19 protein-coding genes are annotated in these 21869 nt (G+C 70.5%); 11 read left to right on the top strand and 8 right to left on the bottom strand.

Translation table 11 applies throughout. The annotated features are described in order from the left end of the window. Nucleotides 1–213: 213 nt before the first annotated feature. Both AS857_RS04995 and AS857_RS05000 read left to right on the top strand, forming a co-directional pair. Complete coding sequence (locus AS857_RS04995) at nt 214–597, top strand: VOC family protein (protein WP_058041870.1); 384 nt, start codon at nt 214–216, stop codon at nt 595–597. Beyond that, a complete protein-coding gene (locus AS857_RS05000) occupies nt 591–1790 on the top strand; it encodes a winged helix DNA-binding domain-containing protein (RefSeq protein ID WP_338058244.1) in 1200 nt (399 codons plus the stop codon). Before AS857_RS04995 ends, AS857_RS05000 begins: the two co-directional genes overlap by 7 nt. Nucleotides 1791–1928: 138 nt before the next feature. On the opposite strand, the gene AS857_RS05005 is transcribed toward AS857_RS05000, so the two are convergent. Next, nucleotides 1929–2591: a TetR/AcrR family transcriptional regulator gene (locus tag AS857_RS05005; protein WP_058041871.1), complete on the bottom strand. Its 663-nt coding sequence runs from the start codon at nt 2589–2591 to the stop codon at nt 1929–1931. Nucleotides 2592–2838: 247 nt separating this feature from the next. On the opposite strand from AS857_RS05005, the gene AS857_RS05010 reads away from it, so the two are divergent. Beyond that, nucleotides 2839–4068: a cytochrome P450 family protein gene (locus AS857_RS05010; RefSeq protein ID WP_058041872.1), complete on the top strand. Its 1230-nt coding sequence runs from the start codon at nt 2839–2841 to the stop codon at nt 4066–4068. A 74-nt stretch (nt 4069–4142) separates the two neighbouring features. On the opposite strand, the gene AS857_RS05015 is transcribed toward AS857_RS05010, so the two are convergent. Together AS857_RS05015 and AS857_RS05020 are read right to left on the bottom strand one after the other, a co-directional pair. Then, nucleotides 4143–5723, bottom strand: coding sequence for a hypothetical protein (locus AS857_RS05015; protein WP_058041873.1), 1581 nt, complete (start codon nt 5721–5723; stop codon nt 4143–4145). Nucleotides 5724–6220: 497 nt separating this feature from the next. Next, nucleotides 6221–7126 carry a LysR family transcriptional regulator gene (locus tag AS857_RS05020; protein ID WP_058041874.1) on the bottom strand — a complete coding sequence of 302 codons (906 nt, stop codon included), beginning with the start codon at nt 7124–7126 and terminating at the stop codon, nt 6221–6223. A gap of 141 nt (nt 7127–7267) precedes the next feature. On the opposite strand from AS857_RS05020, the gene AS857_RS05025 reads away from it, so the two are divergent. The 3 genes from AS857_RS05025 (at nt 7268) to vph (ending at nt 9939) form a co-directional block, all read left to right on the top strand. Beyond that, a complete protein-coding gene (locus AS857_RS05025; RefSeq protein WP_058041875.1) occupies nt 7268–8032 on the top strand; it encodes an alpha/beta fold hydrolase in 765 nt (254 codons plus the stop codon). A gap of 180 nt (nt 8033–8212) precedes the next feature. After that, nucleotides 8213–9037 (top strand): alpha/beta fold hydrolase, encoded by an 825-nt coding sequence (locus AS857_RS05030; protein ID WP_058041876.1) that lies wholly within the window; start codon nt 8213–8215, stop codon nt 9035–9037. A gap of 20 nt (nt 9038–9057) precedes the next feature. After that, nucleotides 9058–9939: a viomycin phosphotransferase gene (gene vph, locus AS857_RS05035; RefSeq protein WP_058041877.1), complete on the top strand. Its 882-nt coding sequence runs from the start codon at nt 9058–9060 to the stop codon at nt 9937–9939. A 510-nt stretch (nt 9940–10449) separates the two neighbouring features. Here vph and AS857_RS05040 read toward each other — a convergent pair. Continuing rightward, the gene (locus AS857_RS05040) at nt 10450–11358 is read right to left on the bottom strand and encodes a DMT family transporter (protein WP_058041878.1); all 909 of its coding nucleotides are present in this window, start codon (nt 11356–11358) and stop codon (nt 10450–10452) included. Between the two features lie 256 nt (nt 11359–11614). On the opposite strand from AS857_RS05040, the gene AS857_RS05045 reads away from it, so the two are divergent. Continuing rightward, nucleotides 11615–12076, top strand: a complete 462-nt coding sequence (locus AS857_RS05045) for an SRPBCC family protein (RefSeq protein WP_058041879.1) — start codon at nt 11615–11617, stop codon at nt 12074–12076. Between the two features lie 173 nt (nt 12077–12249). On the opposite strand, the gene dmpI is transcribed toward AS857_RS05045, so the two are convergent. Together dmpI and AS857_RS42255 are read right to left on the bottom strand one after the other, a co-directional pair. Beyond that, nucleotides 12250–12432 carry a 4-oxalocrotonate tautomerase DmpI gene (gene dmpI / locus AS857_RS05050; protein ID WP_058041880.1) on the bottom strand — a complete coding sequence of 61 codons (183 nt, stop codon included), beginning with the start codon at nt 12430–12432 and terminating at the stop codon, nt 12250–12252. 182 nt (nt 12433–12614) lie between these two features. Next, nucleotides 12615–13451, bottom strand: a complete 837-nt coding sequence (locus tag AS857_RS42255) for a LysR family substrate-binding domain-containing protein (protein WP_420823909.1) — start codon at nt 13449–13451, stop codon at nt 12615–12617. On the opposite strand from AS857_RS42255, the gene AS857_RS05060 reads away from it, so the two are divergent. Continuing rightward, nucleotides 13341–13808 carry a GNAT family N-acetyltransferase gene (locus AS857_RS05060; RefSeq protein WP_058041882.1) on the top strand — a complete coding sequence of 156 codons (468 nt, stop codon included), beginning with the start codon at nt 13341–13343 and terminating at the stop codon, nt 13806–13808. The genes AS857_RS42255 and AS857_RS05060 overlap by 111 nt on opposite strands. A gap of 126 nt (nt 13809–13934) precedes the next feature. Here the strand turns inward: AS857_RS05060 and AS857_RS05065 are convergent, their stop codons facing one another. Next, nucleotides 13935–15557 carry an ADP-ribosyltransferase domain-containing protein gene (locus AS857_RS05065; protein ID WP_058041883.1) on the bottom strand — a complete coding sequence of 541 codons (1623 nt, stop codon included), beginning with the start codon at nt 15555–15557 and terminating at the stop codon, nt 13935–13937. 320 nt (nt 15558–15877) lie between these two features. Here AS857_RS05065 and AS857_RS05070 point away from each other — a divergent pair, with 320 nt between their 5' ends. After that, entirely contained in the window at nt 15878–16555 is a 678-nt protein-coding gene (locus AS857_RS05070) for a macro domain-containing protein (protein ID WP_058041884.1), read from the top strand. A gap of 266 nt (nt 16556–16821) precedes the next feature. Here the strand turns inward: AS857_RS05070 and AS857_RS05075 are convergent, their stop codons facing one another. Continuing rightward, complete coding sequence (locus AS857_RS05075; RefSeq protein WP_058041885.1) at nt 16822–18219, bottom strand: condensation domain-containing protein; 1398 nt, start codon at nt 18217–18219, stop codon at nt 16822–16824. A gap of 530 nt (nt 18220–18749) precedes the next feature. Here AS857_RS05075 and AS857_RS05080 point away from each other — a divergent pair. Next, nucleotides 18750–19604 (top strand): 3-hydroxybutyrate dehydrogenase, encoded by an 855-nt coding sequence (locus AS857_RS05080; protein WP_079110069.1) that lies wholly within the window; start codon nt 18750–18752, stop codon nt 19602–19604. Nucleotides 19605–19771: 167 nt separating this feature from the next. After that, a complete protein-coding gene (locus AS857_RS05085) occupies nt 19772–21865 on the top strand; it encodes a helix-turn-helix domain-containing protein (RefSeq protein WP_079110070.1) in 2094 nt (697 codons plus the stop codon). The last annotated feature ends 4 nt before the right edge of the window (nt 21866–21869 follow it).

The raw sequence follows: 21869 nt of genomic DNA on the forward strand, positions 1-21869 counted from the left end.
TACGGTACATCTGTAACGTAGATGGATTGCCTGCCTGTGTCTGGGTGCCTGGATGCCCGGGTGGGTGTGGGTGGTGTGGGACGGGGCGGCTGGTGGCTGGCGCGGGTGAGCCTTCGGCGGCATTAAATAAACCGATGTGTCCGTATTGCGCACCGGCTGGCTCCGTGGTTACAGTACTTATGTACTGAAAGCTGCCCCCGAGGAGAGACCCTGATGAAGGCCCCCGCCATCGCCCCCTGTCTCGGCGTGAAGGACACGCAGGCATCCGTCGACTTCTACGAGAAGCTCGGCTTCACCGCCACGCCCGCGGGCAACGACCCCAATGACGACATCCGCAGCCTGCTCTTCGGCGACGAGTTCGTCCTCATGGTCTACCGGGACGCTCACCTGCGGGACTGGCTGCCCGTCCTCAAGGACCGCACGCCCGGCGCGTTCGGCATGTTCTACCTGGCCGTCGACGACTTCGACGCCTACGTGAAGAAAATCCGCCCCCTGGTCGAGGTCATCAAGGAAGTCGCCCACGAGGGCGTGCAGATCCTCTACTTCACCGACCCCGACGGCTACGTCATCGGCGTCGTGCAGAAGCGGGAGTGGTGATCCTGGAAGCCCCCCGCACGATGACCGCTCTGCGTCGTATCACCCCTGCCGAACGCCGCGCCCGGCTCGCCGAACGGCACCTGCTCGCCCCCGCCCACCGGGCCGCCACACCGCAGGAGGTGGCCGGGGCCCTCATAGGCCTGCACGCCACCGACCCGGCCACCGTCTTCCTCTCCGCCGCCGCCCGGATGGCCGCCCCCACCGCCGCGGCCATCGACCACGCCCTCTACGACGCCGCGCCTCCGCTCGCCCGCATCCGGTGCATGCGCCGCACGATGTTCGTCACTCCCCGCCACCTCGCGCCCGTCCTCCACGCCGCCACCACCAAGGACGCCCACCGCAACCGCGGCGACGCCGTGGAGCACCTGCGCACCACCCTCGGCTGGACCCCCGCCCGCTACGCGGCCGTGGAGAAGGCCACCCTCGGTGCCCTGGCCGCCCGCGGCGGGGCCACCGCCGCCGAGCTGGCCGCCGACATTCCCGACCTGCGCGAGTACTACGTCCTCAACCCCGGCAAGTCGTACGAGACCCGCCAGCGCGTCACCGCCCCCATCCTGGGCACGCTGGCCGCCGAAGGCCGCGTCCACCGCACCCGCCCCGCGGGCTCGTGGACCTCGGCCCAGTTCCGCTGGGCCCCGGCCGAACCGTTCCCCGCCGTGCCGGCCCCCGAAGCCAAGGCTGCGCTCGCCCGCCACTACCTCGCGGCGTTCGGCCCCGTCACCGCGGCCGACCTGAAGTGGTGGACCGGCTGGACCCTGACCGACACCCGCAAGGCCATCGCCGCCACCGGCGCCGAAGCCGTCGAACTCGACGAAGGCACCGGCTACCTCCTCCCCGAGGACAACCAGCCCGTAGCCGAGGGCGAGCCGGAGCCATGGGTGGCACTGCTGCCCGGCCTCGATCCCACCCCCATGGGCTGGCGTCACCGCGACTGGTACCTCGACCCGGCCCACACGGCGGCCCTGTTCGACCGCAACGGCAACATCGGCCCCACCATCTGGGCCGACGGCCGCATCATCGGCGCCTGGGCCCAGCACCCCGACGGTCACATCAACCACCACCTCCTCACCGACCCCGGCAGCCACGCCCGCGCGCTCATCACGACCGAGATCCAGCGCCTGACCGCCTTCCTGGACGGCACCCGGGTCACCCCCTGCTACCGCACCCCTCTCGAACGCCGACTCGCGAGCTGACACGCTGCCCCGGAGGCGGGGTGCGCGGCAGCCCGGGTGCCGGAACTGCGGGTTCATCGGCGCAGAGACGGCTGCCGAGGGTCCGAGGGCCGGTGCCTGCTCCGCGGGGGTGGGATGGCGGGTGGTGTGTCCCGGACGTCAGTCGGCGGTGTCGTGGCCGGCCAGTGCGCGGAGTGCGCCCGTCAGCTGGTCAGGGGTGAGCGGCGGTACGGGGAGGGCGGTGGCGGCGGGGGCGCGCAGGCCGTCCAGGAGGAGGCGGAGGTGGCGCCGCCAGGCCTGTGGGGCGACGGTCACGGAGGTGGGGACGACGCGGCCGAGGGCGGCCAGCGCGAACAGCAGGTCCTCGACGACCACGTCGTCGCGCATGGAGCCCTGTTCCTGAGCGCGTCGGATGAGCACGCAGACGGTCTCGTAGTGGTGGGTCTTGAGGGCGTCGAGGGAGGGGACGTCGGGGATGCTCGTGGTCATCAGGTCGTTGGCACCCCTGTCGGCGGCCAGGCCTTCGAAGATGTACTCCAAATAGCCGGTCAGCCCGGCCCACGCGTCGTCGGCGCCGCGCGCTTCTTCGCCTTGGCGCAGCGTGTGGGTCAGGGCGTCGCCGAAGACCGCCTCGATGAGCGCGCCGCGGGTGGGGAAGCGCCGGTAGAGGGTGGCGTTGCCGACGCCGGCCCGGCGGGCGATGTCGTCCAGGGGGGCTTCCACGCCGCGTTCGGCGTAGACCTCGCGGGCGGCTGCGATGAGCAGGTCCCGGTTGCGCTGGGCGTCCTTGCGCAAAGGGCCCGTCCCTCCTCCGTCGCTCATCGGCCCTCCTTGCCTGACTTGCTCCTGCGGGGGTGCCCGCCTGCTCCTCGCCTGCCTGCTCCCGCCTGCGTCTTCCTCGTTGTCCGGCCGAGGCGGCTCAGCGGGCGTGGCAGCACTCTAACAGCGAAACGTGGACCAGTCCCCGTTTCGCTGTTAAGGTCACGGCCACGTAGTGGGGAGCTATCCCCACTTTTCTTGGGGCCGTGCGGGCTGGCGCTCGCACCGGCCGACGAAGGGATGACGATCGATGAGCACGCTTCCCGACTTCCGGGCCCTGGCCCCGGCCGGCACGGACTCCCGGGGCTTCCCGGACTTCGTGGCCGACCCCTATCCCCTCTACGCCCACCTGCGCGAGCAAGGCCCCGTCCACCGCGTCCCCACGGAAGGAGCCGGTGACGTCTGGGTGATCCTCGGGTACGACGCGGTGCGCGCAGCCCTCACGAACCCCGGACTCAGCACGGACGTCCGCCACTCCTCCCGCTGGATCAGCGACGGCGGCCAGGCCATCGGCCGCAACATGCTCCAGACCGACCCGCCCCAGCACACCCGTCTGCGCGCGCTGGTCGCCGGAGAGTTCACCGCCCGGCGCATCGAAGCCCTCAGGCCGCGTATCCAGCAGATCGCCGACGAACTGCTGGACCGGATCGCCCCGTTGGGCGCGACCGACCTCGTGGAATCCTTTGCGCTCCCCCTCCCCATCGCCGTCATCTGCGAGCTCCTGGGCGTACCCGAAGCGAACCGGGAGTCCTTCCACGAGTGGTCGCAACGGATGGTCTTCGAACCCGCCTCCCCGGCAGGCGCCGAGGCGGCCGCAGCGATGGCGGCCTTCCTCACCGAACTGCTCCAGTCCAAGGAGCGCCATCCTGAGGAGGACTTGCTGAGCGCGCTGGTCCGGGCCGAGGACGCCGAAGGGCGCCGCCTGCCACTGGACGAGTTGATCGGCATGGCGTTCCTCCTGCTCGTCGCCGGCCACGAGACCACCGTCAACCTGCTCGCCAACGGCACCCACGCCCTGCTCACCCACCCCGAACAGCTCGCAGCCCTGCAATCCGACCCCTCCCTGCTCGAAGGCGCGATCGAGGAGATGCTGCGCTACGAGGGACCGGTGACCTCTGCCGCGTACCGCTGGACCAGGCAGCCCGTCGAGATCGCCGGCCGGACCATCCCGGCGGGCGAGGCCGTCCTCATCCTGCTGGCCTCGGCCTCCCGCGACCCCGGCCGCTTCGCCGAACCCGACCGCTTCGACATCCGTCGCCCCCGCACGCCCGGCGGCGGACATCTGGCCTTCGGCCACGGCATACACCACTGCCTGGGCGCGCCACTCGCCCGCCTGGAGGCAGCCGTCGCCCTCCCCGCCCTCCTCGGCCGCCTGCCCGACCTCAAACTGGACACCGACCCGGCCGAGGCCGCCCCCTGGAGGCCCGGCCTGATCCGCGGCCTGTCCCGTCTGCCTGTGCGGTACAGCCCGACGCAGTGACTGGTCGCCTCCGGAGAGCCGCCACTGTGGCTCCGGCCCTGGGGATGCTCAGCCGCGTCAGTTGCTTAGCCGCGTCAGCCGCAGCGGCCCGTCACCCGGGGCGACGAGGCCAGGTAGAGGTACCAGTCGGCCCCGTCCGGCATCCGCAGCACGCACGGCGTCCAGCCGCGCGCGAACCCCGGCGCCCCCGGGATGCGGGCGGCGGCAGCCACCGGTTCCGACCGGGCCCGCTGCAGCAGTTCGCCGACGGTGGTGGACGTGTTGTTGCCGGTCAGCGCTTCGGACGAGCAGCCCGCGTGGAATGCGACGGAGACGACCTCGGGGCCGACCAGGGTGCACGGGGGGCTCAGACCGGCGCGGTGCAGGCGCTCGGCGGCCTGCAGCGTGTCGGCGCGGAGGCGCACCTGATCGCCGACTCTGCGTTGCAGCACCAGGTATTGGGACGTCAGATGCAGGGCAAAGGCGACGCCCAGCACCACGGCCACGACCGGGCGCCATCGCCGCCAGGCGCAACGGAACAGGGCCACGGCGAAGGCGGCGACGGGAATGGCGAGTTGGGCGTAGGCGGGGATGAGGAAGCGGGGGGCCGCGTAGTCGAGGAGGAAGAGGTACTGCAGCGACATCGCCGCCGCGCAGGCAAGGGGCAGCGCGACCACAGCCACCGGTGGCGTGCCGCGCCCGCCGACGGAGGTCTGTCCACCGGTGGCGGCCTGTCCACCGATGGCGTCCTGCCCGCCGACGGCGTTCCGTCCATCGACGGCGGGCCGTTCATCGACGGCGGTCCGGGCGCCGTGCCGGTGCCTGGTCAGGATGAGGACCAGGATCAGGGACGCGACGGCCACGACGGGCGTGGCGAGCCACCACAGTGACAGCAGCGGATAGTCCCAGGGGATGTGGCACGGGCGGCACAGCAGCGGCCCGTTCAGGGCGCGCAGGTGCATGCCGAGGGTGTTGGTCCACCCCATGCCGCCCTGGACGCCGCTGCCGTCCCGCAGCCGGGCCACCGGACCGTCGAAGTCGGTGTACGCCTCGGTGAGCCACGGCGCCAGCCCGGCCGCGAGCCCGCCCACCACTGCGGCCGCCGGGCGCCACCGGCGCCAGGACGGCGTCAGTGCCACGGCGGCGAGCAGCGCGAGCGCGAGGAACACCGCGTCGGGCGGGCGCATCAACGCGGTGAACGCCACACTCACCGCAACCCCCGCCCACGCCCATACGCCGCGCCGCCCCGGCCCGGCGCCAGCAGTGGCGGCGGCCCGTAGGAACCATCCCGTTGCGGCCGTCGCGCCGTAGGCCACGTACAGGTTCGGCATGACCTCGCCCGCGTAGAACTGCACGACCCACAGACCGGCGAACGCCGCCGCGGCCGCCGCCGTGACCGTTTCGCCGACCAGGCGACGCCATGGCCAGAAGGCGGCCACCAGGCCGGCCGTGGCCAGTGTCAGCATCCAGGCCCGCAACACCACCACCGATGCGCTGAGCAGCACCGCAGGCGCAGCCAGCCAGCTGATGCCCCGGGCCCGCGGCGCGCTGAAATACGCGGCCGGTACTCGCGGGCTGACCTGACTCACGTACACGGCCTCGTCCCAGCCCAGCGGCAGCCGCAACGGCACCACCACGAGCTGCACCACACCGAAGGCCACGGCCACCCACACCACGGGTACGATCCCGCGCCACCGCCGGACTCCCGTCGCGCGGCGGGAACGGGCCCGGCCGGCGTCGCGTCGGGCGGCGGGCCCGGCTGCGGGATTACGGTCGTCCGCGACCGGGCGGCTGACCCGGGACAAGCCGGTCCAGGGCAAGCCGGTCCAGGGCAACCTGATCCGGGACAAGGGAGAATGGAACACGCCGTATGCGTCGATCGCGGTGCCCGTAGCCACACGACCGCTCGACGTCAGCCGCAGCCGGGCGTTCCTCGCCACGCGCCGCACGTACGAAGCCGTCGCCACGCCGTACCGCTCGCCGTGCCGCTCGCCGCGTCGGGGGCGGCCGGGGGCCGGGCGCCCGGGAATCCTGATCGCGGAGCGCAGTCGGCACCCCAGGCCCGACCGGTCCGGCATGCCACGCCCTCCTCACCTCCCCCAGTGGTCACGGTCGGTTCCACACTAAGTTCCCTGTGTGACGGGCGCACCCTTGTGCGGGCGAGTGGCACGGTCTACCGGCTGCAGGCGTCCAGGAGAGCCGCCAACCGGCGGGAAGGCGGGGCGGGGCGCACCGCCAGGTACGTCCGGACGGCCGGGGCGGGGGCGGCGAAGGGGCGGAAGGCGATGCGGGGAGCCGGTTGGATTTCGGCCTGTGAGGCGTAGTAGACGGTCCAGCTCGGCCTGCCGGTGGCGATCGCGGCCAGGGTGTCCTGGTCGGTGGTGAACGCAGCACCCATGACCGGTTCGAAGCCGGCCGCGCGGCAAGCGTCGATGACCGTGCCGACGAGGAGGGGGTTACTGTCGCGCGGCGTGATCCGTAGGGGCAGGTCGGCCAGGTCGGCGAGGGTGACGTTCGGCTGTGCGGCCAGAGGGTGTCCGGCGGGCAGGGCGGCGACGAGGGCGTCGCACCAGAGGGGGAGAAGCTCCAGGTCCGGGCTGTGGTGGTCCGTACCGTCCGTGCGGGGTGCGAGGTCTGTGCCCCGGACGAATGCGGCGTCCAGTTCGCCGTCGCGGACTTGCTGGAGCCGGGCCGCCTGGGGTGCGCTGACCAGCTCGACCAGCAGCTGCGGGGCCCGTTCGGTGAGGGCGGTCAGTACGGCGTCCAGGCGGAGGCCGAGTCCGGTGCTCGTGCCGAGGCGCAGGGTCGATTCCTGCTCGGCACGGAAGGCGGCCATGGCCTCGTTCGCCGAACGCTCGGCCTGGAGGAGGGCGTGGGCGTGCGTCAGGAAGGCGTGCCCCGCGGCGGTCAGCGTCACGGTGCGGGTCGTGCGGTCGAACAGCTTCAGGCCGAGTTCGCGCTCCAGCCGCTGTATCTGCTGGCTGACGGTCGGCTGAACGATGTGCAGCCGTTCGGCGGCCCGCCCGAAGTGCAGTTCCTCGGCCACCGCTATGAAGTAGCGCACCTGTCGCAGTTCCACGCCGCCCCCTGCTGACGCCCTTATTGATCATGGTCCTTGATCAGTCTAGGAGCGGACTGCTCATTGGTCGTGACCGGCCTGTCCGCTGGAATCGCCCTTGGGAGACCTGGGGTACCACGGAGAGGGGAAGGAAACACGACGATGGCCCACGCGACCGTCAACGGCACCACGCTCTACTACCAGGACCTCGGCTCCGGCCGCCCCTTGCTGTTCCTGCACGGCTGGGGCACCAGCGGCCGGGTGTGGGACGCACAGGCAGCCGACCTGATGACCGACCACCGTGTGATCACCCTCGACTGGCGGGGCTGCGGCAGATCGGACCGGCCCGCCACCGGCTACACCATCGCCGACATCACCCACGACATCCTGGGGTTCGTCGACGCCCTGGAGCTCGACCGCCCGGTGCTGATCGGATCGTCGATCGCGGGGGCGTTCACCATCGAGGCCGCGCTCGCCGCCCCGGACCGGATCGGCGCCATCGTCCCGGTGGACGCGGGCGTCCACCACTTCTGCGGGATGCGGGAGGCGATGGACAAGCTGCTGGCGGACCTGCGCGCCGACAGGGCGGGCACCCTGGCCGGCTTCGTCCCGCACTGGTACCGCCCGGGAGCCGGCACCGCCATGATCGACTGGACGGTCCGGCAGCTGCTGGACTCCACGTTCCTCATCGACCGGCTCATCGTCGACCAGGCCGGCTACGACCCGCGCCACCGGCTGGGCCGCATGCAGGTTCCCACCCACTTCCTGCACGGCGAACTGGACACCGAGGTCCCGCTGTCCGTTCCCCGGGAGTGCGCCGACCTGATCCCCGGCGCGCGGATGACCGTCATCGAAGGCGCCGGCCACATGTCCCAGCAGGACCAGGCCGAACGCTTCAACCGGGCGCTCCGTGCGGCCTTGCGCTGAACAGCCCGCAACAACTCTCGACGGCTCTGGGCAGCCTCGAAATCCCTCGAAATCCCTCGAAATCCCTCGACAGCCCTCGACAGCCCTCAGCCGGGCGGGCCGGCAGCGGCCCGGGCGAAGGTCCGTCCCCGCCCCGCCCTGGCCAAGGCCCGAACCCGGACTCTCTGGAAGAGAAGCACCATGCCCGTAGTCGACGTGGCCGTCTCCGGCGGCATCAGCAAGGCCCACTACCTCGTCACCGGAAAGGGCCCGGGCCTGGTCCTGGTCCACGGCACCGGTGCCACCGCGCAGAGCAACTGGGGGCCGCTCATCGAGGCCCTCGGCGACCGCTGCACCATCGTGGCCCCGGACCTGCCCGGCTCCGGCGACACCCGCGACCCCGGCGGGCCGATCACTCTCCACGACATGGTCGCCCACGTCGTGACGGCGGCCCAGGGCGCCGGCCTCGACCACTTCCACCTGGTCGGGCACTCCCTCGGCGCCGTCGTGGCCACGGCCACCGCAGGCCTGCACCCCGGAATGGTCGACTCCCTGACCGCTCACGCCGGATGGGTCCGGGCCGACGCCCAGATGGTGTTCCAGTTCGGACTGTGGAGTCAGCTCATACGCACCGACCCCGCCGGGCTCGCCCGGATGATCCTGCTCACCGCCATGGGCAAGGACACCCTCCGCACCTGGGACCGGACCGCGTTCGCCCAGGCGGCTGCCGCCTTCACCGACATGCTGGACGGCGCCCGGGACGGCTTCGCCCGCCAGTCCGAAGCCGACATGAGGATCGACATCACCGACCTGCTCCCGAACGTCACCGCGCCGACACTGATCATCTCCAGCGCGGACGACCGCATCGTGTACCCGCACCACCAGCACGAACTGGCTGACGGGATCCCCCACGCCCGGCTGCTGCGCGTGCCGGGCGGACACGGGCTCCCGGCCGAGAACCCGGCTCTTCTCACGGCCAAGGTCGCCGAACACCTCGACCTCGTGGACGTTGCCCCACGCGGTTGAAAGATGGAGAGTCTGATGTTGTGAAGTTATCGGACACGCACCGTGCGCTGCTGGGCCGGCTGCTGCCGGACGACGAACCAGGCGATCTGGCCGTCCACCGGGGTCAGTTCCATCACGTGGTCATCGGCTCAGACCGCGTCGTATGCCTGCCCCGTACCGAGGCGGCGGCCGGCAGATTGCCGGAGCGGGCAGCCGTACTGCGCGCACTCGCCGTACTCGATCTTGGCTTTCGCACGCCTGAGCCGTTGTCCTCCGAGGGCGGAGGCCATGACGCGGACGGGATGCCGTTCCTGGTTCTGAGCCGCGTTCCCGGCGCACCCCTGGAGGCCGGCGCGCTCGACGATCCCGTCGTGGCCGATGCCGTGGCGGCGCAGTACGCCTCCCTGCTGGCCGGACTGGCCCGGGCCGGCGCGGACGAGGCAACGGTACGAGCGGCTCTGCCCCGGGCACCGGAAGGCCGGTGGCGGCAGTTCGCGGCGGACGTGCGCGCAGAGCTGTTCCCCTTCATGGCCGACAGCGGACGGCGGCGAGCCGAGCGGGAACTAGCGGCGCTCGACAGCCTTCCTCACATCACCGACGCAGTGGTGCACGGCGACCTCGGGGGCGAGAACGTGCTGTGGGAGCACGCCGACGGACTGCCGCGGCTCAGTGGCGTCGTCGACTGGGACGAGGTGGGGCTCGGTGACCCTGCCGAAGACCTCGCGGCAGTCGGTGCGAGCTATGGCGAGAACTTCTTGGGACGGGTGCTGCTGGCCGCCCGTGGCAGTCGGAGTCGGCCGGCTGACGGGCTCAGCACCCGTATCGCCGCGATCCGCGGCACGTTCGCTCTGCAGCAAGCTCTGGCCGGGCGCCTGGACGGCGACGATGAGGAACTGGCGGAGGGCTTGGCCGACTACCGCTGAGTGCTGGGCTCCGGGCTCCCGGACTCCGAGCTCCCGGGCTCCGGGGTCCGGGCGCCGGGCTCCTGACGCCGGTCACAGCCCCGGCGCCTTGACCCTCAACCCTCCGCTGTACTGTCAGCGGCCGCTACCGGCGTCCACGCAGCCGCCCGAGCAGCTTGCGGGCCTGGTCACGTTTGCGTGGGTCGGCTGCAGCACGCCGGGCCGATGCGATGGTCCGCTGTCCCTGTGGGCTGCGGGCGAACTGCTTGATACGTGCGATCAACCCGGACATGGCTCCTCCTTCGGGCCGTCTATCTTCCGTTTACCCGATGGGATCCCGGTGATGTCTGTGCGAGGTCGCCGAACGGCAGGGTCCTGGAGCGTCATGGAGCGCGTACGGCGGACATGCGGAGCTCATCGACTCCGGCTGTGGGGCCTTGGATCCCAAGGGTTCACCAATGGCGATGGCTCACTGGAGAGGCCGGTAAGTCCCCGTGTCGGGCAGGTGACGGGCGGGTACCGACGGACGGGTTACGCGGCCGATGACTCGGACGACCCAGATGACTCGGACGATTCGGGCGACTCATCGGCCTCCGTCTCGACTCCGGGGAGGAGCAGGACGCCCCAGGTGACCAGCACCGCACCCACCCCCTCCGGGATGAGCCACCAGCCGGTCCGTACCCGTTCGCCGTACACCAGGCCGCCCAACGCCAGGCTGACCAGCGCTTCGCCGAGAGTGAGGGCCGGCTGAGAGGCCACCAGCGGCCCCGACTCCATGGCGTTGGCCAGGAGGAAGAGCGCCAGGCCGCCGGCAGCGAAGAAGCCGTACGTCTGCCAGCAGGTGAGAAACGCCCCGGCGCCCTGCTGTTCGAAGACGTCGGTGGCGGTCGTCATCAACGTCGCCGTCAATGCGTAGCTGATCGCCGACGCGGAGCTGAACAGCGCCGCCCTGCTCATACCGCGGGGCCTGGTGAGGGCGGCCGTGACGCAGAGGGCCATGGCGCCCAGGGTGGCGGTCAGGGTGAGGAGCCACACCCAGGCGGAAACCTCCCCGTGACCCCCGGAGGGCGCGGCGGCGACCAGCGCCAGCCCCAGCCCGAAGGCCACCATGAGGGATGCGGCCCAGCCGGTTGCGGAGAGGCGGCGGCGGGAGAACGCGCAGGCGATGACGAGAGTGAAGGGCAGTTCCGTCACGAGGATGGGCTGGACGAGCGAGAGCGACCCGAGGTTCAGGGCCAGCGCCTGGCACGCCGCAGCTCCGACGATCACCGCGATCCCGCCGAGCCATGCCGGGTTGTGCACCAGATGCCGGATCAGGCGCACGCTGAACGCGTCCCCGTGAGGCACGGTGCGCGCGGCGATGCGCTGGAGCACCGTCCCCGTCGCGTTGGCCGCGGCCGCCAGCAGGGCGAACGCCGCGGAGAGCAGGGCGGCTGACATGCAATCCTCCCGTCGTTCGTCCGTACCCCGGGCGTGACCTCGCCGGCCGTCACGTGGGAAAGACGATCACACGGCTGGACGGACCCGGGGAAGAGGCGCGCAGGACACGTCGGCCGCTGGGGGAGCTTTCCTGCGGGGCCGGGGGTGGGTGCCGGTGCCGGTGCGGGCTTTCTCGTCCCGCTCACGCGTAACCGGGCGTGAGCGGGTACGCGCACGAGTGGCCCTGACCTTACGAGAACGAGGAGAGTGGTCGCTGATGAGCACGGTGAAAGAGGCTGTAGAGGTCGACGTTCCCGTCCATACCGCCTACAACCAGTGGACGCAGTTCGAGGAATTCCCGAACTTCATGGAGGGCGTCGAGGAGGTCCGGCAGATCGACGCCAGCCTCAACCACTGGGTCACCAAGATCGGTGGCGTACGGCGGGAGTTCGACACCGAGATCGTCGACCAGTTCCCCGACGAGCGGATCACCTGGCGGACGGTCGGCGGCGAGACGGAGCAGAGGGGCACCGTCAGCTTCCAGCGCGTGGACGAGGCGCACACACGCGTGGTGCTGGTGATGGACGTCGAGCCCAGCGGAGTCGCGGAAGCGGCCGCCGACCTGACGGGGGCGATCGACCGGCACGTCAAAGGCGACATGCGGCGCTTCAAGGACTACGTCGAGAACCGGGGCGGTGTGACGGGAGCCTGGCGGGGCCGGATCACGCCTGGTGGCTGACCTCGGCCTTGAGCCCTCGGCCCCGCTGCATCGCGAGGCACCTCGGGGCGGGCGCCGGCCGGTCGGGCCGGCGCCCGGCTCCCCGTCGGTGAGGCAGCCTCGTCCCGAGACCACGTGACCCCCGGACACGTGGTCTTGAGACAGGTGCGGCCCCCGCCCAGAGGCAGAGCGGTCTACTTGTCGGCAGTCAGCTTGCCCGCCACGCCCCAGCTGTCGGCCGGAACCTCGTGGATCCATACCTGCACGGCCTCGGCGGGAATGTGCAGGGCGTCCACGAACGCGTCGGTGACGCGAGCCACCAGATCACGCTTGAGCTCGATGTCGCGGGGACCCTGCTGAATGGTGACGATGGGCATGATGTGCTCCTTGTTTCCGGACTGGAGCGCCCCACCGGCGGTTCCGGTGCGGTGCGTTCCGTCGCTGGAAACAGTTCACCGCGCGGGGCCGGTGCCCACCCAGACCCGATTGACTCTCGCAGCGATCACGATCACTGATCACTGATCACTGATGACTGCTCGCCGATGGCGAGGACCGCTGATCAGGTAGCGAGAGGCGCCCCGCCCGGCGGCCGGGTGCGGCCCGCCACGGCATCCTGCAGCAAACCAACCAGCGGGGAGGACGTGCCGCCCCGGACCACCAGCTCGACGAGCAGTCGCAGCCCGGACCCGGAGAAGGGGACGAAGGCCACGCGCGGCAGCCGCATCAGCCGGGCGTTGCCGGCGTAGACCACCGTCCACATCGGCGTGCCCGAGCCGATCGCCGCCAGGGTGTCCTGAAGACTGCTGAATACGGGCCCCGGAGTCGGCTCGAAGCCCGCCTGCCGGCAGCCGTCGAGGACGAGGTCGACCAACGCCGGGTGACGACGCCGCTCGGTCAGACGCAGCGGCAGCGCCGAAAGCTCGGCGAGGCTCACTGTCGGCTGCTCGGCGAGTGGATGCCTGGCAGGCACTGCTGCCACCAGCTCGTCCTCCCAGAGCAGGCGACGCCGCAGCTCGTCACTGTGCTGAGCAGAGGCACTGTCGAAGACAGGTGCACCGCCCCGCACGAAGACGGCATCCAGGCGCCTGTCCACGAGCTGCGCGAGACGTTCCGTACGGGCAGCGCGACCAACTCCACCCGGACACCCGGCGCATGCTCTCCGAAGGCCTCCAGCACGCGGTCGAGCCGCGCTCGATCCTGCCGCACCGGCGTGACGCGGATACATGGCCCCTGCAACTGCCCCCAAGGGGGCTTTGCGGCGTGAGGCGGCCGACACGCCCCTGTCATGATCCTTGCTATGGACATACAGATCGAGTCGGCCGGTACGGCCGACTTTCACCAGGTCCTGGCCGATCACTCTCGCTACTGGGGCGAACGTGACCTCCGGTCGCTGCATGTTCTGGCGCTGGTGCAGGAGTTCGGCCCGACCTGTCTGGTCGCCCGGGCCGGGGACGGGATCCGCGGGTACGTTTTCGGGTTCGTCACCCCGGGCGGCACCGGATACGTGCATCTGATCGCCACGCGGGACGACGCTCGCGGCACCGGTCTCGGGCGTCGTCTGTACACGGAGTTCGCCGAGGCGGCGGAAGGTCTTGGGGCACGGCGGCTGAAAGCGATCACTTCGGTTGCGAACACCGGCTCGATCGCCTTCCACCGCAGCCTCGGCTTCGACGCGAGAATCGTCGACGACTACGACGGCCCCGGCCGGGCCATGGCCGTTTTTCGCCGGGACCTGCCGCTCATCCTTCCGTAACCGTGGCCGCAATCCTGGCCGGCAGGGAAGACCTGCCGGCCAGCCTGCTGTGCTGCACCCGTACCCGTACCCGTACCCGTACCCGTACGCGTGCCCATACCGTGCCGGTGCCGTGCCAACCCCCGCTCAGGACACGAGGTGCTGCTCCTCCAATTCGGTCAGTTTCACGGTGCACAGACCCCCGCGCTCGGTCGTTACGCCCGTCACCTTGAGCTGTGTGCCCGGCGAGAGGATGAATTCCTCCTCGCCGGTGAAGGCGGAGAACCTGCTGATGCCCACGGCCCGGGCGGGTACCACCTCGAAGAGCGTCCGCTTGCCGCGGCTGCCGAGGAATGCCTGCGCCACGCTGAGCTTGGGCGTGCACGACGACACGCCCCACCAGGTCACGGTCCGACCGAGCGGGTACTGCGCGCGCAGGTCCAGCGATACGCCACGCCACAGCGGTTCGGTACGGGCGGGAAGCTGCGAAACCGCCGAGAACAGCAGCCGCAGGTAGGGGAGATACGGGACGATTCTGTCCCGGTCCGGGGAGCGCAGGACCTTGTTGATTTCCCGGTAGAACGCGGACTCACAGGTGTAGAGGTAGAGGGCGGCAATCGCGTCGGCGGACAGGCTGCCGTTGCCGACTGCTTCGTCCGCCCGCCGCTTGCCGAAATCGTGCGACAGGTCGACGTGCCGGTTGAGACCGGACAGCAGCTTGGCGACCGGGGCGACGGCGTCGCGGAACTCCATGAGCGGGGTGTCGAACACGCCGGTGATCGCGGGGAGGGCGAGGCCCTCGTCCTTGACGCTGGAGAGCCGTTCGAGGTAGAGCTGGTGCAGCTCCATGGTGGACGTGATGAACGCGCCCATGCGGTCGGCGACGCCGTCGTCCGTCCCGCCGGCCCCCTCCGCGAGCTTGTTCCAGCCCTTGCTCGGCAGCCAGTCGATCTGGTCGGCGCCGAGCGATGCGAGGGCATCGTTCACCATTCCGAAATGGTCGCCGTCGCAGAAGATGTCGCCCTGCGCCGCGGGGTTGGGGTGGTCGATGTGCCGGACGTCGACGTCGGGGTACTTCTCCTGGAGCCGGAGGACGATCTTCTTGAGACTGCGTGCGTGAGCACCCCACCATGCGAAGACGACGCCGCGGTCCTCCTCGTCGGCGTTCTGCTTGGCCTTGAGGATCTCCTCGACGATCCGCTCGGCGACCGGGCGCCAGAATGCGGTGTGCGGGTCGGCTCCCCTCGCTCCCTCACTGCTCGCGGTGAGTGCCGCGTTCAGCAGCAACACGCCCTGCGTGAGCATCGCCTGGAACCACTCCGGCGGTTGGACGGTGTCCTGCTTCTTCAGCAGCGCACGAATGTCGGCGATAGGGGTCTTCTTGGGAATCCCGTACTTCCACATCGCCGCTGCCTTGATGATGCAGCGGATGCTGACGACCCTGCCGAACTGGCTGTCCTTCCAGTCGTGGAAGGTGTTGTCGAACATGGCGATGCCGGTGGCGCTTTCCGGCCGCGGATACGGGTTCTGCCCGAATATGACGACCTTCCACTTGTGCGGTGGATTGGGCTTGAGCGCCTGAAAGGTCAGTTCGCGGACGGGGACGACTTCCGGTCCCCGACCCGGGCCGATGAACCTGGCTGCGTCCGGCTGTGCCTCGATAACCGGCTTCAGGAGCGGAAGCCACGGTTCACCGCCGCCTTTGAACAGTTCGGTGAGGGCCAGAGGGTCATTCGGGTCGGGCTGGGCCGGGTTGTTGGCATCGCTCATTGTGGAGGTACTCCGAATTATCGAACCGTGCTGATGGAGACATGGTTGGTGAGGCGAATGGTGGGCGAGTTCCGCGCAAAAGTACTGAATGCGACAAGAGGGGGCAGGAGCCCCAAGCGCCGTGCGTGCAGGCCGGTGGGCTCTCGTCGGAGTGTCGGAGGTCAGGGCTGACCTGCGGAAATCTGGCGGCAGGCTAGCACCGGGTCGGTGCGCTCGCAATCGTGACGGCGGGTCACGAACCACCGCCGCCAGCGCCGTTGTCAGTGGGGCAAGGTAGCTTCGTGAGTGGTCGAAGGACCGGTTGCCGATAGGAGTGCACTATGACCGTGAACCGCATGCAGTCCCCGCTCAGGGTGGTGCTGACCGACATCAACACCAAGGTGGTGGAGGCATGGCGGGCGGCCTTCGCCGACACCCCCGGGATCGAGATCCGCAAGGGCTCGATCCTCGATGAGAACGTCGATGCCTGGGTCACCCCGACCAATTCCCGTGGCCGGATGGACGGCGGGGTCGACGCGGCCATCAAGCGGCACCTCGGCGCGGGAATCCAACTGCGCGTTCAGCGCGCGATCCGCGACCAGTTCGCGGGAAGCCTCCCGGTGGGCGGTGCGGTGTGCGTGCCGTCCGGGGCGGTCAATCCGAAGTTCCTGATATCGACGCCCACGATGGAAACGTCCTCGCAGAACGTGAGTGAAACCTTGAATGTGGCCCTGGCGTGCGCCGCCGCATTCCAGGCGATCCATCGGAAGAACAAGGAGGCGCCGGGCAGCATCGAGTCGGTGGCGCTGGTCGGCATGGGCGCCCAGACCGGCCGGGTGCCGGCACGAGTGTGCGCCAACCTGATGTGGACGGGCCACACGCTCTTCAACGACTACTACTTCGATGACTACGACGACCTGCGCAGCACGATCATCGGGCAACTCGACGACATCGAGAACGCACCTGTCGAGCAGCGGGTACGCATCGAGCCGCCCAAGGGTTCGGCTTCCCGTCGCTGACGAGGTTCCTTCCCGTCGCTGACGGGGTTCCTCTCGGCGAGTCTCTTCCCCATCGCGTTCCCGCTGTCCGTTGAGGTTGAGGTTGAGGACGAGTGCGGAGCGGGCGATGCCCCGCCGGCCCTGCGGGCGGGCGGGGCGTGCCACAGCAGAGCGGCTGCTGCTGCGGCACGCCCACTGTCCGGCTCTGCCCGTGAGCACAGAGCCGGACAGCAACGAACCTGGCGGGGCGCGGGCCCTACGAATGGAGCGCTATGAACGGAGCACTGCTAAACGCGCACAGCCGAATGTTCCCGCGCCACAGCGACGATGCGCTCCCGCAGCCGCTCCACGCACAGGAGCATGTTTCTGTGCGCGACGTCGGTGTCCGGATAGCGGCTGGCGAACTGCAAGCCCTCGTGGAGCCGGGTGGTCCACATGCACACCTGGTCGCCGTACGAAACCCGGATCAGCCCGTACGCCTTCTGGTCCTGCCACAGCTCCGACCCGGGGATGACGCGCGCGTCGGCGAACGAGACGATCGAGTACAGGTCCGGGGACGTGGGCCGGAAGTCGGATCCCAGAAGGCGGAGCATGCGGGCGATGGGAATCCGCGACATCTGCCGGTTCTCGCGCAGCGCGGCGCGGACCATCGCGAGTGCGCTGTCGAAGTCGGGCGCCTGGGCCACGGGAATCTCGATCGGTGCGCCGCCCACATACCAGCCCACCGAGTCCGACCACTGGGATTTCGCCCTGGTGTGGAACGGGACGACGGTGCGGTACACCTGCTGCCCGCCGATCTCGTGAACAATGAGGGCGATGGTTGCGAGGATGCCGACCAAGCTGCCGCCGTACGGGCGGCAGTACGCCTCGAACGCTGCTGCCTCCGTATCGTCCGCGAGCATCTCGTGCATGAACTTCTGGACCGGCAGCGGGCCTTCGGGGTCGAGCCCGAGATCGACGGGGAAGTTCGGCAGTTTCCCGTCGCACCGGGCGATGAACTCTCTCCAGCGGGAGACGATCGCGTGCGTGTCGTCGATCCGATCGGCTTCCGTACGCTCGGCTGCGCTGAAGTCGACATAGCTGGCGACCGGGGTGGCATCCACGGAGCGGCCTTCGAGGCCGGCCGAGTAGAGATCGTGTAGCTCACTGGGGATTCGCTGGATCGAGTACGCATCGACGTTGCTGTGGTCGAACGCCATGTGCACGCTGGTGCAGTCGTCCCGGACGACTGCGGCGAAGAGGAAGTTCGGCCAGACGAGCGCGTTCGCCACGACGTCGAAGCGATCCTGGAGGTACTGGGTCAGCGTCGCCGTGTCGGGAAAGTCACCGACGTCTTGGCGCTGCAGCATGACGTCGTCGGCGCCCAGCGTGAAGCGCCGCATGTCGTCGCCTGTCCAGCGGAATCCGCTGCGTAGCGTCTCGTGCCGGAGCGTCCATGTCTGCAGAGCGACGTGGAGGACGTCGAGGTCGACTTTTCCCGGGATGTCGAATGCCGTGCCGAGCCAGGTGGGTACGAACAGGCCGTCCTGGCGGACCGATCGCGCCGTACGGACGTGGGATTCCTGAACGTACGCGGGTGGACGGGAATCGTCCGGCAAGCTCATCGCGGCTTCGACGGAGGACGGATGGAGCGTCCATTCCACGACACGGCCGGGTCGGATCTCGCATCGCTGAATCTCGGTCATTCGCACGGAGCTCTCCGTTCGCGTGGCCTCGCCTTTGCCTCGGTCGAGGCAAAGGCGAGACAGGGGAAAGGTCGGGTGAAGGCTGAGCGAGAGGCTGTGGTCGCCCGGCGGGCCGCTCGGGCATCGCCACTACGGGGTTGCCGTCGGCCCACGCCCGTGGGGTATCGCCCATCGCACAACCGGAACCACCGATTGAACCCACGATCAGGTGATCCAAAAGGAACGGCCCAGCCCGGCGATGTCCGCTCGGCCCGTGACGGAATGGGCCACAGCGCACTCGTGTGGCGGACACCCTACCGTGCCCCAAGTGCCCTTTGTGGGCACTTGGTTGGGGATGATGTTGCCGGGGAGGTTGAGGGGGATGATGTGACGGGCCGTGGTGACGAGGACGTGGCGGTGATCGGGTTTCCGTGTCCTTCGGGGGCGACTCGGGGCGCAGGAACCGTATGTCTTTCAGCGCCATGGTTCCGAGGGACACTGTGGTGGTGCAGCACATCGGTTCGGCCGTTGCTCCCGCCTAGGGTGCGGGCATGACCGCGTCCCACTCCCCGAACCCGCTGAACCCCCTGAACTCCTGGAACCCTCCGGACCCTTCCGATCCGCGCCCCCACCCGGTGGCCACCGCGCTCGACCTGCGCGGGCGCACGGCGCTGGTCACCGGGGCCGCGGGCGGGATCGGAGCCGCCTGTGCCCTGCGGCTGGCCGCCGCCGGAGCGCGGGTCCGTGCCCTGGACCGGGACGCCTCCGGCCTGGACGCTCTCTGCGCACGGGCAGCATGCCTGCCCGGCGCCGTCGAGAGCGTGCTGCTCGACCTCACGGACCTCGACGCGGCCGAGGAGGCGGCTGCCGGCACCGACATCCTCGTCAACAACGCCGGCACCCAGCTCGTACGCCCCATCCAGGACTTTCCGCCGGAGAAGTTCCGCGCCGTCCTCACCCTCCTCCTGGAAACACCCTTCCGGCTGCTGAGGGGAGCCCTGGCACACATGTACGAGCGGGGCTGGGGCCGTGTCGTCAACATCTCCTCCGTGCACGGGCTGCGGGGCTCCGCCTATAAGTCCGCCTACGTCGCCGCCAAGCACGGCCTCGAAGGGCTGTCCAAGGTCACCGCTCTCGAAGGGGCGCCACACGGAGTCACGTCCAACTGTGTGAGCCCCGGCTACGTGCGCACCCCCCTCGTAGAGAAGCAGCTCGCCGACCAGGCGGCCCTCCACGACATCCCGGCCGAGAGCGTCCTCACGGGAATCCTCTTGGCGGACTCGGCCCTCAAGCGCCTCATCGAGCCCGGCGAGGTCGCCGAGGCCGTCGCCTACCTGTGCGGACCGCACGCCTCCTTCATCACCGGCAGCACCTTGACCATGGACGGCGGATGGACGGCCCACTGAAGGACGGGCGTCCGCTGAGCGGAGGCGGATCACCGAAGGGCAGCGACCGCCCGCAGACCGGTGATCGCTCACTGACCGGGGGCTGCTCACTGACCGGGGGCCGCTCACAGACCGGCGATCGCCCAATGTCTGGCGCGCCGTCGGCCGGCGGCGGTAAGCCTGTGCCCATGTCCGATGATCACACCGAGACCCCGTACCTCGCGCTGCTCGCCCGCGGCGCGCCCGCCGGGGAGTACGAGCGTCCGGTGCTGCGCGCCCGCGCCGACGGGGCACCACCGGACCGGCTCGCCGCCCTCGAGCGGGCCAAGCACCTCGCCCTGCGAGTACGGGCCGAGCTGGAGGACCGGCGGCGGCGCGAGGCCGAACTGTCGGCCCTGTTCGCGACCGCCCACGACCTGGCCGGCCTGCGCGACCTCGACGCGGTGCTGCAGGCCATCGTGCAGCGGGCCCGCTCCCTGCTGAGCACGGACGTCGCGTACCTCACCCTCCATGACCAGGCCGCCGGCGACACGTACATGCGCGTCACCGACGGCTCGGTCTCGGCCCGCTTCCAGCAGCTGCGGCTCGGCATGGGGGAGGGGCTGGGCGGCCTGGTCGCCCAGACCGCCCGCCCCTACGTCACCGACGACTACTTCGACGACCCTCGCTTTCAACACACCCGGGCCATCGATTCGGGAGTCCGCGACGAGGGCCTGGTCGCGATCCTCGGCGTGCCGCTCAAGCTCGGCAGCCACGTCATCGGGGTGCTCTTCGCGGCGGACCGCCGCGCCCGCGCATTCGAACGCGGGCAGACCGCGCTCCTCGCCTCGTTCGCCGCACACGCCGCCGTCGCCATCGACACGGCGAACCTGCTGGCCGAGACCCGCTCCGCCCTCGCCGGACTGGAGGCCGCGAACGAGATCATCCGCGACCGCAGCGCCGTCATCGAGCGCGCCTCCGACGTCCACGACCGGCTGACCGCACTCGTCCTGCACGGCGGCGACGTGCACGACGTCTCTGCGGCCGTCGCGGAGAGCCTCGGCGGGAAGGTCACTTTCCTGGAGGCTGGCCAGTTCCCCACGGCCGCCGTCGACCGCTCCCGCGCCGTACGCCACGAGGACGGCTGGTACGCCGCCGTCTCCGCAGGCGGCGAACTCCTCGGAGCCCTGGTCCTGCACGGACACCCCGAGCTCGACCCGGTCGACCAGCGCACCTTGGAACGGGCGGCCATGGTCACCTCACTCCTGCAACTCGCAAGCCGCCAGGCAGGCGAGGCCGAACAGCGGGTACGGGGCGAGCTGCTCGACGACCTCCTCGACGCGCCCGGCCGCGACCTGCGCCTGCTGAGGGAGCGAGCCGCACGCTTGCGCGCGGATCTGGATACGCCGCATGTGGTCCTGGCGGCGAGGGTGGTGGAGGGCACGGCGGATGCCGCGCGCGGCTGTGCCCTGAGTGAACTGAGTCCGGCGAATGCGCTGGGCCCGGGGAACTCAGCGTGTCCGGCGAGTCCGGCGGAGGAAGGAGAACAGGCAGACGACGGGCCCGCGACCACATGGCCCCCACCCGCGGACCACCGGCAACGGCTATGGTCCGCGGCGTCCCACCTGGCGGCGACCCGGCAGGGCCTGGCCGCGGCCCGAGACGGGGGCACGGTGCTGCTGTTGCCGCACGACGGGCGGCACAGCCCGTCCGAAGCGGCCCGCCGCGCCGCCCGCCAGCTGGGTGCCGCGGTCCCCGGCGGCGTCACGGTGGGCGCCTCCGCGCCCGTACCCGCTCCGGGGGCCGACCCCGCAGCCGTGGCCGGCGCCTACGCCGAGGCGAGGCGCTGCCTCGACGTGCTGCACGTACTCGGCCGGGACGGAGAAGGCGCGGCGTCAGACGACTTCGGCTTTGTAGGGCTGCTGCTCGCCGGGGCGGGAGACGAGGGCGGGGGAGGGGACCGTATCGGCCGGTTCGTGGCCCGCACCATCGGGCCCGTCGTCGACTACGACACGCGGCGCGGCACGGCGCTCGTCCCCACCCTGGACGCGTACTTCGCCGCCGGCATGAGCCCGGCCCGAACGAAGGACGCCCTGCACGTGCACGTCAACACCGTCGCCCAGCGTCTGGACCGCGTCGGCCGTCTGCTGGGGCCGGACTGGCAGACGCCCGCCCGGTCCCTGGAGATCCAGCTGGCGCTGCGGCTGCACCGTCTCGCGGCCCCGCCGCCGTCGGATCCGCGAGCGGGCCGTCGAGGTCACGGTGACGCGTCTCAGGCGCGAGACCGACCGCGACCAGAGTGAGCAC

It is taken from the genome of Streptomyces roseifaciens (assembly GCF_001445655.1).
GTDB classification, from domain to species: domain Bacteria; phylum Actinomycetota; class Actinomycetes; order Streptomycetales; family Streptomycetaceae; genus Streptomyces; species Streptomyces aureoversilis.

Excerpts from the sequence above, each read along its gene's own strand:
- AS857_RS05065 (WP_058041883.1), bottom strand. The coding sequence starts at position 15,557 with ATGAGCGATGCCAACAACCCGGCCCAGCCCGACCCGAATGACCCTCTG.
- AS857_RS05045 (WP_058041879.1), top strand. The coding sequence starts at position 11,615 with ATGAGCACGGTGAAAGAGGCTGTAGAGGTCGACGTTCCCGTCCATACC.
- AS857_RS05030 (WP_058041876.1), top strand. The coding sequence starts at position 8,213 with ATGCCCGTAGTCGACGTGGCCGTCTCCGGCGGCATCAGCAAGGCCCAC.
- AS857_RS05080 (WP_079110069.1), top strand. The coding sequence starts at position 18,750 with ATGACCGCGTCCCACTCCCCGAACCCGCTGAACCCCCTGAACTCCTGG.
- AS857_RS05040 (WP_058041878.1), bottom strand. The coding sequence starts at position 11,358 with ATGTCAGCCGCCCTGCTCTCCGCGGCGTTCGCCCTGCTGGCGGCCGCG.
- AS857_RS05010 (WP_058041872.1), top strand. The coding sequence starts at position 2,839 with ATGAGCACGCTTCCCGACTTCCGGGCCCTGGCCCCGGCCGGCACGGAC.
- AS857_RS05005 (WP_058041871.1), bottom strand. The coding sequence starts at position 2,591 with ATGAGCGACGGAGGAGGGACGGGCCCTTTGCGCAAGGACGCCCAGCGC.
- AS857_RS05070 (WP_058041884.1), top strand. The coding sequence starts at position 15,878 with ATGACCGTGAACCGCATGCAGTCCCCGCTCAGGGTGGTGCTGACCGAC.
- AS857_RS04995 (WP_058041870.1), top strand. The coding sequence starts at position 214 with ATGAAGGCCCCCGCCATCGCCCCCTGTCTCGGCGTGAAGGACACGCAG.
- AS857_RS42255 (WP_420823909.1), bottom strand. The coding sequence starts at position 13,451 with ATGCAGCGACCGGAGGTCACGTTCGCCCCAGTAGCGAGAGTGATCGGC.
- dmpI (WP_058041880.1), bottom strand. The coding sequence starts at position 12,432 with ATGCCCATCGTCACCATTCAGCAGGGTCCCCGCGACATCGAGCTCAAG.
- AS857_RS05060 (WP_058041882.1), top strand. The coding sequence starts at position 13,341 with ATGATCCTTGCTATGGACATACAGATCGAGTCGGCCGGTACGGCCGAC.
- AS857_RS05085 (WP_079110070.1), top strand. The coding sequence starts at position 19,772 with ATGTCCGATGATCACACCGAGACCCCGTACCTCGCGCTGCTCGCCCGC.
- AS857_RS05025 (WP_058041875.1), top strand. The coding sequence starts at position 7,268 with ATGGCCCACGCGACCGTCAACGGCACCACGCTCTACTACCAGGACCTC.
- AS857_RS05075 (WP_058041885.1), bottom strand. The coding sequence starts at position 18,219 with ATGACCGAGATTCAGCGATGCGAGATCCGACCCGGCCGTGTCGTGGAA.